Here is a 13485-nt window from a genome sequence, read left to right as displayed (position 1 = left end):
GCGCCCCCCCCCCCCCCCCCCGCCCCCCGCCCCCCCCCCCCCCCCCCCCCCCCCCCCCCCCCCCCCCCCCCCCCCCCCCCCCCCCCCCCCCCCCCCCCCCCCCCCCCCCCCCCCCCCACCTCTCCCCAGAGCGCCTTGGTGTACGCGACAGGTACAGGTTTACAAGCAGAGACAGCGGCCTGCATCAAATCAGGCTGCTGACGGGGCGCGGGGATTCCCGGAGGGAAACTCGGCCGCATGGAAAGCGGCCGCGTAGCGCCCATGGATGGGTTTGCAGCGGTTCCCGGAGGGAATCCCCGCGCCCCGGCAGCAGCCGTCTGGATCGGACAGGCCCCGGAAATCACCCAGAGGACGACCTCGGAGGGTGTCAGAACAACCAGGCGGGACGACCCGCAAAAGCGAGAACAGGATCATGTTCAACAAGGTACTGATCGCCAATCGCGGCGCCATCGCCCGCCGCATCACCCGCACGCTGCGCGAGCTGGGCGTCACCAGCGTCGCCGTCTACGCCGAAGCCGACGCCGACTCCCTGCACGTCCGCGAGGCTGACGAAGCCTGGTCCCTGAGCGACGGCTCCGCCACGGAAACTTACCTCAACCAGGACAAGCTCTTCCGCATCATTGAGGACGCCAACATCGATGCCGTCCACCCCGGCTACGGCTTCCTCAGCGAAAACCCCGACTTCGTGGAGCGCTGCGAGGCCGCGGGCGTTGCCTTCATCGGCCCACGCCCGCACCAGATGACGGAATTCGGCCTCAAGCACACCGCCCGCGAGATCGCCGAGAAAGCCGAAGTGCCCCTACTCCCGGGGACCGGCCTACTGGACGACAAGGCCAGCGCCCTCAAAGCTGCGGACGAAATCGGCTACCCGGTGATGCTCAAAAGCTCCGCCGGCGGTGGCGGCATCGGCATGCAGATCTGCCACGACAGCGGGGCCCTGGACAAGGCCTGGGACAGCGTGCGCCGGCTGAGCGCCAACAACTTCGCCAACGACAGCGTCTTCCTTGAGAAATACATTGAGAACGCCCGGCACATTGAGGTGCAGGTCTTCGGTGACGGCAACGGACAAGCCGTGGCCCTGGGCGAGCGCGACTGTTCCGCCCAACGTCGTCACCAGAAGGTGCTGGAAGAGGCACCCGCCCCCAACCTGCCCGACGAGGTGCGTGCCACACTCCACGAGACGGCCCCGCGCCTGGTCTCGGCGGTGAACTACCGCAATGCCGGGACGGTCGAGTTCATCATGGACCAGGACACCCACCGCTTCTACTTCCTGGAGATGAACACCCGCCTCCAGGTGGAGCACGGCGTGACCGAGCAGGTCTACGGTGTGGATCTGGTCGAATGGATGGTGAAGCTGGCGGCCGGGGAGCTGGGTGACATCGAGCAGCTTGCCGCTGACCTGGAACCCAAAGGCCACGCCATCCAGGCCCGCCTTTACGCGGAAGACCCAAACAAGGACTTCCAGCCCTGTGCCGGGCTGCTGACCCATGTTGAATTCCCGGCCGCGGATGGCGACCAGCGCCGCATTGACCACTGGATCGAGGCCGGGCTTGAAGTCTCCGCCCTCTATGACCCCATGCTGGCCAAGATCATCGTACACGAGGCCGGCCGGGATCAGGCTCTGGCAGCGCTGCAGGAGACACTGGCGCAGACCATCGTCGAGGGCATCGAGACCAACCGGGAGTACGTTGCGGCAATCCTTGGAGACGGCGTCTTTGCCGATGGCCGCATGACAACCCGCTACCTGAACGATTTCACCTATCAGCCGGCGACGATCGACGTTCTGGCCAGCGGCACCATGACCACGGTGCAGGACTACCCCGGCCGCATCGGCTACTGGCCGGTGGGCATTCCGCCCTCCGGGCCCATGGACAACCTCAGTTTCCGACTGGCAAACCGCCTGCTGGGAAATGACGAAGGCGCCGCCGGCCTGGAGCTGACCCTGAATGGGCCCACCCTGCGCTTCAACAGCACCACCACCATCGCCCTCACCGGCGCGGACCTCAATGCCACCCTGGACGGCGACACCCTGCCACTGAACCGTACCGTCCGGGTCTCAGCGGGCCAGACCCTTAAGCTTGGCAAGGTCACCGGCGACGGCGCCCGCGCCTACCTGGCCATTGCGGGGGGCATCCAGTGCCAGCCCCACCTGGGCTCGCGCAGTACCTTCACACTTGGCCAGTTCGGCGGCCATGGGGGCCGGGCGCTGCGCACCGGCGATGTGCTGCACCTGGATGCGGACGCTTCCGCGCCCGATGCGATGAACCTGCCGGACGCCATGACGCCCGCACTCACCACCCACTGGACCCTGCGTTGCACCTACGGGCCCCATGGCGCGCCGGAGTTCTTCACCGAAGCGGACATGGAAACCTTCTTCAGCGCGGACTGGCAGATCCACTACAACTCCAACCGCACAGGCATCCGCCTGGTCGGCCCCAAGCCGGAATGGGCTCGGCGTGATGGCGGCGAGGCGGGCATGCACCCCTCCAACATCCACGACAACGCCTACGCCATCGGCACGGTGGACTTCACCGGCGACATGCCGGTGATCCTCGGACCGGACGGCCCCTCGCTGGGCGGCTTTGTGTGCCCAGCGACGGTCATCCAGACCGACCTCTGGAAGCTGGGCCAGCTCAAGGCCGGTGACACTGTGCGATTCGAACCTGTCAGCCTGGAAGATGCCGACCGCCTTACCGAGGCCCGCAACCAGAGCATCGAGGCGCTTGATGATCGGGCACCGGCGGTCACTTCATGGCGCCCTGCCTCCCCCATCCTTCAGTCCCTGAGCGCTGAAGAAGCCGGTGTGGCTGTCACCTACCGGCCCTGCGGCGACCGCTACCTGCTGGTCGAGTACGGGCCCATTGAGCTGGACCTGCGCCTGCGCTTCCGTGCCCACGCCCTGATGCTCTGGCTACAGGAACAGGACCTGGCGGGCGTACTGGAGCTGACACCCGGCATCCGTTCGCTGCAGATCCACTTTGATCCGCTGGTCATGGACCGCCAGCGCCTCCTGCAGCTGCTGAAAGAAGCCGAAAACCACCTGCAGCAACAGAAAGAACAGAAGGTCGCCTCGCGCATTGTCTGGCTGCCCCTGTCCTGGGATGACGAGGCCTGCCACGAGGCCATCCACAAGTACATGCAGTCGGTGCGCAGCGACGCGCCCTGGTGCCCCAGCAACCTGGAGTTCATCCGGCGCATTAACGGCCTCGACAGCATCGATGACGTGAAGCAGATCCTGTTCTCTGCCAGCTATGTGGTCATGGGCCTGGGCGATGTCTACCTGGGCGCCCCCGTGGCGACACCCTACGACCCCCGCCAGCGCCTGGTCACCACCAAGTACAACCCGGCCCGTACCTGGACGGCGGAGAACTCCGTGGGCATCGGCGGCTCCTACCTGTGCGTCTACGGCATGGAGGGGCCCGGCGGCTACCAGTTCGTGGGCCGGACCCTGCAGGTCTGGAACCGCTACCGGCGTACCCGGCACTTCACCAAACCGCACCTGCTGCGCTTCTTCGACCAGATCCGCTTCTACGAGGTCAGTTCGGAAGAGCTGCAGCAGATCCGCCGGGATCACCCCAAGGGCGACTTCCCGCTGCAGATCGAGGAAACCACCTTCGACCTGGCCGAGTACCAGCAGTTCCTGGAGGCCAACGCCGAGAGCATCCGGACCTTTACCGAAGCCCGCAACCAGGCCTTCGAGGAGGAACTGGAGCGCTGGGTCGCCAGTGGCGCCATAAACTACGAATCCCAGCAGGACCTGGGCGAGCACGAGGCGGATGAGCTGCCCGAGGGCACACCGGTGGAATCACCCACCGCCGGCAACATCTGGCAGCTTCTGGTCAGCGACGGCGACACCGTGACGGAAGGCCAGGTGGTGGCGATCCTCGAATCCATGAAGATGGAGATTGAGGTCACGGCGCCCGAAGCTGGCAAGGTGGTGCATATTGCCCGGGACGAAGGGCAGCAGATTGACGCCGGGCAGGCCGTGATGGTGGTTGGTACAAGGAGCTGACTCACCATCACAGATCAGCTGCAGGGCCGTGTTGGCAATCGTACGCCGCCGCTCAAACGGTGTGGTGACTGTGGTGGTCTTCGATGCAATGTGCACCGCCCGTCTACACTTTGCACCTTTTTGGAGCACAGCCCTGTGACCGCTTTACGCGATTTCACCAGATACCCGAAATTGATGGGCTGTTGCAGCATAAAGTCTGACTCCTGATGTTCATAACCACAGCAACGGCCCTGAAAGAAAACCAGCGATAACGAGTAGCACACTGATATATAAGTAATTTTTTAAGACTGTGATAAAGGATGTAACAAACGGAAACATTGATCCAATCTGACTGGTACTTCCGTTGCTTATCTATTGAAGTGTTGTAAAGTTGAGAATCCAAGGCGAAACCCCGATGAGTGACCTCACTGGTTGTATGCACAAACAGGGCAGCTGCCTGCCCACATGGTTTGGGGATTTCGAGCTTTCCTGTGAATTCCAGTCGATCGTCAGTCCAACGCACCGCCGGACCGTTGGCTTAGAGGCACTGGCCAGACCACGCCGTGGAAAGGGGCGCGTATCACCCGCCGCCCTGTTCTCGGAAGCCGAATCAGAAGGCCAAGAGCCCTGTCTTGATATCGCTCTCTGGCAACAGGCGCTCCACACCTATGCCGAAAGCAGACCCAACGCGTGGCTGTTCCTGAACCTTAGCGCGGCAAGCGTGGTGGATTCACGCACGGCGCCGGACATCCTGGCGCACCTCGTGCACGAATCCGGCCTCTCATGTGATCGGATTGTGCTCGAAATCGTGGAAGACGCTGTCAAAGACCAGGAAGCGCTGGCGGGATTCGTGGCCGGGTGCCGGAATCACGGGTTCCGGATCGCGATCGATGACTTCGGTGCCGGTGATGCGCACTTTGAACGGATCTGGCGCATCCGGCCCGACATCGTGAAGATGGACAGGTCAATGGTGGTTCACGCCGCCGAGAACGCCCGCGCCTCAAGGCTTTTCATGAGTCTGATCCGACTGATCAGGGAAAACGGCAGCCTGGTCCTGGTGGAAGGGTTGGAAACCCGTGAGCAGGCGGCCCTTGCCTGGGAGTCCGAGGCGGATCTCTACCAGGGATTCTGGTACAGCCATCCACGCGCTGAACTGAGAACCGCCTCGGCGGAGGCTGAACCGCGGCTTCTCCAGGCCCAGCAACACTTTACGGCCCTTAATGAGCAGCAGGAATTGGAGCAGATCCAGTGCCTGCGCAGCCTGCGTCACGAGATACTCGAGACCTGCCAGCAGGTCGCTGGCGGAACTGCCCTCACCGACGCGGCAACGCATCTGCTCGAGTGCCCCGGCGCCAAGCGGTGCTACCTGCTGGATACCCAGGGCGTACAACGGGGCCAGACCGCCTTCGCCGCCGGCTACGAAAGCAGAAGCGCGGCCTTCAACCCCCTACTGAGCGCCGAGGGCGCCAGCTGGTCTCACCAGGAATACTTCCGCAATGCGACCAACAGGCCCGGCGAGATCCACCTGTCACGGCCTTATGTGGCACTGCCGGACTCGGCGAGGACGGTCACCGTTTCACATATGACCTTCACCCATGAAGGCTATCGGATCCTGTGCCTCGATATCCATCCGGAACAGGCCTTTCCGGGGTCTCACCACCACCTTCCACACCATATATAGAGCATTAGTGACGCATTCAGAAAGGAGATACCGTCCTATGATGATCCTAAGCCTTCCCGGAGGTCTGCTTGTTCAGGAAGCCGGATTCAGAGGCGTCATCCGCCTTCTGGTCGGGCTTGTTCTGGTGAGCCTGGTCGCGCCGCTTGCCTTGCCCTGGCCAATTGCCTTCGGTCTGGTTGTTACCAGCGCCCTGACCGCCATTTCGGTCCTTCTGCTCGTCCAACAGGATATCGAGGCATCCACCACCAGCCAGCGAAGCAAGTGGCTGGCCGGGGTTCTCGATACGTTTCACAACCATGAAGTGGCGGAGGCCCAGCGGAACAGGCACGGCCTGCAGCAGCGGCTCGATGAGATCGCCCACGCCGCCGGCGAGGTGGCCCAGAGCGCGGAATCCGTCACGCGGAACGCGCAACAGCAGCATGAGGCCGCCGAGACCGCCGCCTCCGCTATTGAACAGATGAACGCCAGCATCAATGAAATCGCGGGTATCGCGAACGAATCCCGGGGCAGCAGCCTGCACGCCAGCGACACCCTGGCGGACGGTATCCAGAAACTCACCGGGCTGGTTCAGGATGTCGACAGCATGGCGCAACAGGCACAGGCGACCAATGCTCTGATGGCGGAGTTGAATGACTACTCACGCCGCATCACGGAGATGTCCACCACCATTCGCGGCATCGCGGACCAGACCAACCTGCTGGCACTGAACGCCGCCATCGAGGCAGCGCGCGCGGGGGAACACGGACGCGGGTTTGCGGTGGTGGCGGATGAGGTACGCCAGCTCGCCCGTTACAGCGAGGAGTCCGCGTCCGAGATCGACCGCAATAACCAGTCAGTCCTGGAACACATCGAAACGGCCACCAAGCGGATCGGCCAGTTGACGGCTACGGCGGACACAAGCGCCAGCCGGTCCGGCGAGGTCAGCAACCTTCTGGCGCACGTTCAGGAGGGCGTGAACACGTTGACGGACCAGGTCATCCAGGTCGCAACCAGTACCGAACAGCAGAGCCAGGCAATCACGGAGATCGCAACGCTTGCGGATCGGGTGCGGGAAGACAATGGCGACAACCTCGAGGCGGCTCGTCAGGCACGCGCAATGGCGACACACCTTTCCCAGTTGACGGAGTAACCCATGCTGCCTTTTCCAGCAGAATCACTGTTGCTCCCAATTTTGCTCGTTGTGGCTCTGCCCGGTCTAATGCTGGCCCTGCTGATACGACAGCATTTCCGGCATCAATGGTTCCAGCAGATACAGCTGACCCGCCTTCAAAGCCTGAGGGACCTGATCCTGAACCTGCAACGTCATAGGGGCCTGAGTACAGGCGTACTCTCCGGAGACTCAGGCATGCGGGCCGAGCTGGAAAACCGGCGCTCTCACCTGGACCGGCTCATCCGCGAAGCACCGATGGATGATGCCCGCTACGCCGAGCGCTGGTCGGGCATTGCGGACCATTGGTCACGCCTGCGCCAGACCGACAACCACACAGTCGAGAACAACCTGGACCAACATCACCAGATTATCCGAAATGCCCTCTTCCTGATCCAGGACATCGCCGCGGACGACCGGGTAGCGCCCCACCCTGCCAATCAGCGCTGTATCTGGAACGAAGTGCTTGAGGCGGCGGAGTGGTCGGGCCAGGCTCGGGCACTGGGAACCGGCATGGCAGCAGCCGGTACCAGTTCGGCGGCCCAGCGGGTGCGCATGCGGTTTCTCAACGATAAAATCCAGGACCTTTCAGGTACTGCGTTCGAAGCCCTGAAGGATGCCGCATCCTCGGGCGTCAGCAACCAACACCTGAAGGAGGCTCAACAGGCGGTTGAACGCCTGCTGTATGAGGTCGAGACCGAGCTGCTAACAGCGGATCCCATCGTGATTCCCGCCAAGACCTATTTTGACGATGCCACGGCCACCGTGGACGCACTCTTCACGCTGGTGGCGGACACACTCGGTGCCATGGCCGAAGACAACCGGCCCGTCAGGGGTAATGAGGCGTTAAACCGCAGGTGATCCTTAATGAAGCTCGCAATTAAGAAATAGGAGTGGTCGTAGCCGGGCTGGTACCTCAGGCTCAGATCAACGCTGGCCTCGGTGCAGGCAACCTCCAGGGCGGAGCGTCTGGCGCTGCATCTCGGAAGGCTCATGATCGAGCGTTGAGAAGAAGCTCGATCATGGCGTCGTCATCGTTCATGATTGCCAGCTGTAAAGCGGTTTTCCCGGTTTCTGTTTCCTGAAACGACAGGTCAGCGCCATGGCTGATGAGTACCCTAGCCACCTTATCGTGACCATTTATGGCGGAAGCCATCAAAGCACTGAAGCCAATCTCGCCCTGATGATTGACCGAGGCACCGTGCTCCAGCAGTGTCTTGATGATTGGCAGATGCCCATGGGAAGCAGCCCTCATAAGTGGCGTCCACTGGCAGCTGTCTTCCACATCAACCCTGGCACCACGTTCAAGCAGCCTTTTTACACGCGCCGCATCGCCCTCTTCCGCTGCCACGATCAGCGGCGTACGCCCACGCTTGTCCCGGCTTTCCAGATCCGTATCGCCGAACAGCCAGGATGCAACCCCAGCGAAAACCGCCAGCATCAGGGCAGCTCCCCAGAGTCCAGCCCACCGTTGAAAGGCACTCATATCCAATTTATTTATCCATCCCGCCACCGTAATGAATAAGCTTACTTAAATTAGAGCATACTAATGCTTTTAACGGGAGGAGGCCTGCTCCACTCGTAAGAACGAGTGAAGCGACTGATACCACGCTACATCTGGGCGTGAAGGAACCGCAGGTGGTCTTCGATGAAACTGGCAATGAAGAAGTAGGAATGGTCGTACCCGGGCTGATACCGCAGGTTCAGATCCACTCTTGATTTAGAGCAGGCAGCCTCTAGGGCCTCGGGCTGGAGCTGACCCGCCTCAAGAAAGTTGTCCGCATTCCCCTGGTCGACCAGCACCGAGTGCGCCGTGCCATGGGAGCGGATCAGCTCACTGGCATCCCATACCTTCCAGGCCTCGCGGTCATCGCCCAGGTAATTCTCAAAAGCTTTCTCACCCCAGGGGCAGTTAACCGGGTGGCAGACTGGCGCAAAGGCGGACACTGACTGGTAGCGCTCCGGGTTGTGGAGCGCGCAGACCAGGGCGCCATGGCCGCCCATTGAATGCCCTGAAATGGCCTCCTGCCCGCTGAATGGGAAGGCGTTGTGCACCAGATCGGGCAGTTCATCCACCACATAGCTGTACATGTGATAGTGCTGGTTCCAGGGCGCTTCGGTGGCATCAACATAGAAGCCAGCGCCGGATCCGAAATCGTAGCTTTCATGCTCGCCGGGCAGATCCGTACCGCGCGGGCTGGTGTCCGGGCAGATGATCGCCATCCCGAGCTCCGCCGCCACGCGGTGCGCGCCGGCTTTATGCATGAAGTTCTCATCCGTGCAGGTGAGGCCCGAGAGCCACCAGAGCAGCGGGACGGACTGGCTTTCCGCCTGCGGCGGCAGGTAGATCCCGAAGACCATATCGCAGTCCAGAACCTCCGAGCGGTGGCGGTACCGCCGGAGCCAGCCGCCGAAGCTCTTGTTCTCTGAAACCAGTTCCAGTGTGTCGGTCATGGATGCTCCTCAGTAATGCAGGACGGTGCGGATGCTTTCGCCACGGTGCAGCAGCGCAAACGCCTCGTTGATTTCCTCGAAGGGCATATTGTGGGTGATGAACTCGTCGATTTTAACTTTGCCCTTCATGTAGTCATCCACATAGGTGGGCAGTTCACTGCGCCCCTTCACACCACCAAAGGCGGAGCCCTTCCAGACGCGCCCCGTAACCAGCTGCACCGGACGGGTGCTGATCTCCTCGCCGGCACCGGCGACACCGATGATGATGGACTCACCCCAGCCCTTGTGGCAGCACTCCAATGCCGAGCGCATGACGTTCACATTGCCGATGCACTCGAAGGAGTAATCCACGCCGCCGTCAGTCTGGTCGATGATGACCTGCTGGATGGGGTCGTCGTAGTCGTTGGGGTTCACGAAGTCGGTGGCGCCGAACTGGCGGGCCAGGTCGAACTTCTCCGGGTTCACATCAATGGCGATGATCCGCTCTGCTCCGATCATCTGCGCGCCCTGGATCACCGCGAGGCCGATAGCCCCGAGCCCGAAAACGGCGATGGTCGAGCCCGGCTCCACCTTGGCGGTGTTGTGCACGGCACCGATACCGGTCGTGACACCACAGCCAAGCAGGCAGATCTTGTCCAGTGGCGCTTCCTTGGAGACCTTGGCCAGGGAAACCTCTGGCAGCACCGTATATTCACTGAATGTTGAACAGCCCATGTAATGGTGCAGCGGCTTGCCATTGAGCGAGAAGCGGGAGGTCCCATCGGGCATGACGCCCTGGCCCTGGGTGGCGCGAACAGCACTGCAGAGATTCGTCTTACCGGAGCGGCAGAACTTGCACTGGCCGCACTCCGCAGTATAGAGCGGGATGACGTGGTCGCCGGGCTGCAGGCTGGTAACACCCTGGCCGACTTCCTGCACGACACCAGCGCCCTCGTGCCCGAGAACCGACGGAAATAATCCCTCCGGGTCCGCACCGGACAGCGTGTAAGCATCAGTATGGCAGACACTGGTGGCGGCCATGCGCACCAGAACTTCGCCCTGCTTGGGGCCTTGCACGTCAATTTCTTCCAGAACCAGAGGCTTATTAGCCTCCATGGCGAGTGCGGCGCGTGATTTCATCGGTTTCCTCCAGCAATGCGGTCAGGCATCTGTTTATTGACGCTAAACAGTATAGGTGTCAAAGACCACCGCTTTAATGCACTATGCGACAACGGATTATTGCTGGAGAGCAACGATGCAACACTGGGATCGGATTGAAGCGTTTGTTCAGGTGGTACGGCAGGAATCCTTCGCGAATGCCGCTCGCCATCTAGGCGTTTCAAGCTCACATGTCAGCCGGCTAGTCACTCGGCTCGAAACCCAACTCAATACCCAACTGCTTTACCGCACCACACGGCAGCTGCACCTGACGGATGCGGGCGATGTCTACTTCAATCACTGTGCTCACCTTTTCGACGGCTTTCAGGAGGCGCTGAATGCCATTGGCGACTACCAGCAACGCCCCAGTGGCGTGCTCCGCCTCACTTGTGCCGCCACCTTCGGGGAACGCTACATCGCGCCACTGGTGAACGACTTTCTGCTCCGCCATCCTCAGCTGACCGTTTATCAGGAATACACCAACCGGTGGGTGGATATCGTCAACGAGGGCTTCGACGTTGGTGTCCGCGCCGGCTCCATGCCCAGCTCCTCGCTGATCGGGCGGCGATTGTGCTCACGATGTGAATACGTTGTTGGATCGCCGGCGTATTTTGCACAGCACCCGCCACCCCGCACGCTTGATGATCTTGCCGATCACAACTGCCTTGTGGGGTCCACTGACCACTGGAGCTTTGATGTAGAGCAACAGCACCGTGCACTGAGGGTGCATGGCAACTGGCGGGGCAATTCCGGAGAAGCGCTTCTGGATGCTGTGCGCAAAGGCGTTGGTCTTGCCCAACTGCCGGACTATTACGTGCATGAACACCTGGCAACAGGCAATCTGGTATCAGTACTGGATGATTACGTGTGCACTCATACGGCCGTCTGGGTCGTCTACCCGCGCCACCGCCATATCTCGCCCAAGGTACGTCAATTCGTCGACTTTCTGATTCAGGGATTCGAGACCCCTGCGGGCTAAAGCGACGTTTTACGGCCTATAGCCGCTCAATCTATACTGTTGGCTCAATTCACTCGTGCAGAGACAGCATGATTACCCGTAAACCACTCCTCTCACTGACCGTCGTCCTTCTGGTACTCAGCAGCACTTTCTCATTGGCTGAACAGCACACCATCGAGATGAAAAACAGGGGGGAAGACGGCAACATGGTTTTTGAACCTGGTTATCTTAAGGTTCAGCCAGGTGACACCATACAGTTCCTTGCAACCGACCCAACGCACAATTCGGTTTCGGACACGGTTCCGGAAGATGCTGAGAGCTGGTCTGGTGCCATCGATGAAGAAATTACGGTGACCCTCTCAAAGGAAGGAGTCTATGTTTATAAGTGCGCTCCTCACTTAAAGATGAACATGACCGGTATCATCCAGGTTGGTGAACCGACCAACTACGGTGAAGCCCAGGCGTCAGTTGAGAAGCTCACAGATGTATCCGCGACCAATGAGGACCGGCTTCGAGGTTACTTCAGACAGGTCCCCATTCCCTGATCGACAATGCCTATGGCGCCAATACACAGAACGGAAAACCCCCACTTTGGGCTGGACGTATCCATACTGCACTGAACCCGATCTTTAAGGTCGCCGACCCAGACCGGGTTGAGCATCCATGAACGCAAGTAGAGGCAGCACCATGAAGCGTACTCTGATTCACACTCTCACGTTTCTGCTGGTAATGGGCTCCGCCCAGGCTCTGGCTGAACAACACACTGTAAAAATGAAAAACTCAGGTAACGATGGATCGATGGTTTTCGAACCCGGTTATCTGGAGGCCTCACCGGGCGACACTGTTAAATTTGTAGCAACCGATCCTGCTCATAATTCAGTATCGGAAGCGGTACCCGAAGGCGCGGAGGACTGGTCAGGCAGTATCAACGAAGAAATCACTGTCACGCTCTCTGAGGAAGGCGTGTATGTGTACAAATGCGTTCCTCACGCAACGCTCAACATGGCGGGCGTCATCAGCGTTGGCAAATCCACAAACTATGACGCTGCCAAGGCCGCAGTTGAAAAGCTGAGCAACGCAGCAGCAGCCAATCAGGGCCGTCTCACTGGTTATTTTGACAACGTAGCCAAGCCGTAATGCCGTCAGGATGCTGCCGGAGCGTCAGCGTCCATTCCTTTTAGTGCCCATGGACGGGCACTGGCTCAGTACTTTAACCACCCCACCTTAGCGCCTCTCCGTTTTTCGCGTGCTTCCGGGAAACCTATTCGCGGGCCACGAGCGTATCAACAACTGAGCAAATAGGAACCGAACACGAGCGTGGGAGTCGTGTGGCATGCGCGAAGGCCAGCAAACCATTGTCTCATTCGACGATGAACCGCTGATCGTGGTTAATGAAGATGACACGGTTCTGGGTTACCAGTCGAAGTTGGCGTGCCACCAGGGACAGGGGCAACTGCATCGAGCGTTTTCCATTTTTGTATTTAACCGACAGAATGAGCTTCTTTTGCAACAGCGCAGTGACCAGAAACCCTTATGGCCGCTTTACTGGTCGAACAGCTGCTGCAGCCATCCACGCCGTGGTGAGCGCGACCTTGAGTCCGCGCAACGGCGCTTATCCGAAGAACTTTCCATTAAGGCACAGCCGGAACTGGTCTACCGGTTCACCTATCACGCGGCCTTTGGCGATATCGGCGCCGAGCACGAGCTGTGCTCGGTATACATCGTCCGCTCCGATGCGCCGATCGCGTTCAATGAAAGTGAAATCGTGGACTGTTGTTATATCGCCCCTGAAGCGCTGGACCATGAGCTGGCGCAGAACCCAGAACGCTATACCCCCTGGCTCAAGCTCGAATGGCCACGCCTTCGGCAAACGTTCTGGAACCGCCTGCAAGCGTTGTAAGGCCTGCGGACTGAGCTTGCTGAACGTATCGCTACCAATTCGTAACGACCTTGATCCGTGCCGATAAATGGCTCGTAATCTCTTGTGGTTGAGCTTGCAGAGGAACGCTCTGCAGTGAAACTGCGTGCCCTGTAACAGGGGTAATAGCTGGGTAAGGATCGCGGCGCGCAGTGGCGTCGGATTCAAAAGTCAGCGAAACCGTCAGAGGGAGCTATAA

At 60.5% G+C, this 13485-nt stretch carries 11 protein-coding genes and 1 pseudogene; 8 read left to right on the top strand and 4 right to left on the bottom strand.

All coding sequences use genetic code 11. The features are described 5' to 3' along the window. The first annotated feature begins 412 nt into the window (after positions 1–412). From uca to AAF659_RS02875, 4 genes are all read left to right on the top strand, one after another. A complete protein-coding gene (uca, locus tag AAF659_RS02890) occupies positions 413–4012 on the top strand; it encodes an urea carboxylase (RefSeq protein WP_349750190.1) in 3600 nt (1199 codons plus the stop codon). Positions 4013–4406: 394 nt separating this feature from the next. Further along, positions 4407–5672: an EAL domain-containing protein gene (locus AAF659_RS02885; RefSeq protein ID WP_349750189.1), complete on the top strand. Its 1266-nt coding sequence runs from the start codon at positions 4407–4409 to the stop codon at positions 5670–5672. A gap of 37 nt (positions 5673–5709) precedes the next feature. Further along, the gene (locus AAF659_RS02880; protein WP_349750188.1) at positions 5710–6801 is read left to right on the top strand and encodes a methyl-accepting chemotaxis protein; all 1092 of its coding nucleotides are present in this window, start codon (positions 5710–5712) and stop codon (positions 6799–6801) included. A gap of 3 nt (positions 6802–6804) precedes the next feature. Next, the gene (locus AAF659_RS02875; protein ID WP_349750187.1) at positions 6805–7680 is read left to right on the top strand and encodes a nitrate- and nitrite sensing domain-containing protein; all 876 of its coding nucleotides are present in this window, start codon (positions 6805–6807) and stop codon (positions 7678–7680) included. On the opposite strand, the pseudogene AAF659_RS15055 reads toward AAF659_RS02875, so the two are convergent. From AAF659_RS15055 to AAF659_RS02860, 4 genes and pseudogenes are all read right to left on the bottom strand, one after another. After that, positions 7662–7778: pseudogene (locus AAF659_RS15055) on the bottom strand (S-formylglutathione hydrolase); the annotation flags it as partial. The gene AAF659_RS02875 and the pseudogene AAF659_RS15055 overlap by 19 nt on opposite strands. Positions 7779–7810: 32 nt before the next feature. Next, positions 7811–8260, bottom strand: a complete 450-nt coding sequence (locus AAF659_RS02870; RefSeq protein WP_349750186.1) for an ankyrin repeat domain-containing protein — start codon at positions 8258–8260, stop codon at positions 7811–7813. Positions 8261–8430: 170 nt separating this feature from the next. Further along, positions 8431–9273, bottom strand: a complete 843-nt coding sequence (gene fghA, locus AAF659_RS02865) for an S-formylglutathione hydrolase (protein ID WP_349750185.1) — start codon at positions 9271–9273, stop codon at positions 8431–8433. A 9-nt stretch (positions 9274–9282) separates the two neighbouring features. Further along, the gene (locus AAF659_RS02860) at positions 9283–10392 is read right to left on the bottom strand and encodes an S-(hydroxymethyl)glutathione dehydrogenase/class III alcohol dehydrogenase (protein ID WP_349750184.1); all 1110 of its coding nucleotides are present in this window, start codon (positions 10390–10392) and stop codon (positions 9283–9285) included. 115 nt (positions 10393–10507) lie between these two features. Here AAF659_RS02860 and AAF659_RS02855 point away from each other — a divergent pair, with 115 nt between their 5' ends. From AAF659_RS02855 to idi, 4 genes are all read left to right on the top strand, one after another. Next, the gene (locus AAF659_RS02855) at positions 10508–11389 is read left to right on the top strand and encodes a LysR family transcriptional regulator (RefSeq protein WP_349750183.1); all 882 of its coding nucleotides are present in this window, start codon (positions 10508–10510) and stop codon (positions 11387–11389) included. Between the two features lie 68 nt (positions 11390–11457). Continuing rightward, a complete protein-coding gene (locus AAF659_RS02850) occupies positions 11458–11913 on the top strand; it encodes a pseudoazurin (protein WP_349750182.1) in 456 nt (151 codons plus the stop codon). Between the two features lie 142 nt (positions 11914–12055). After that, positions 12056–12505: a pseudoazurin gene (locus AAF659_RS02845; protein ID WP_349750181.1), complete on the top strand. Its 450-nt coding sequence runs from the start codon at positions 12056–12058 to the stop codon at positions 12503–12505. Positions 12506–12701: 196 nt separating this feature from the next. Further along, entirely contained in the window at positions 12702–13268 is a 567-nt protein-coding gene (gene idi / locus AAF659_RS02840) for an isopentenyl-diphosphate delta-isomerase (RefSeq protein WP_349750180.1), read from the top strand. The last annotated feature ends 217 nt before the right edge of the window (positions 13269–13485 follow it).

Source organism: Salicola sp. Rm-C-2C1-2 (genome assembly GCF_040196175.1).
In the GTDB taxonomy this organism is placed as follows: domain Bacteria; phylum Pseudomonadota; class Gammaproteobacteria; order Pseudomonadales; family Oleiphilaceae; genus Halospina.
Note: the sequence above shows the minus strand (reverse complement) of the source record. Positions and strands in the feature narration are given on the sequence as shown.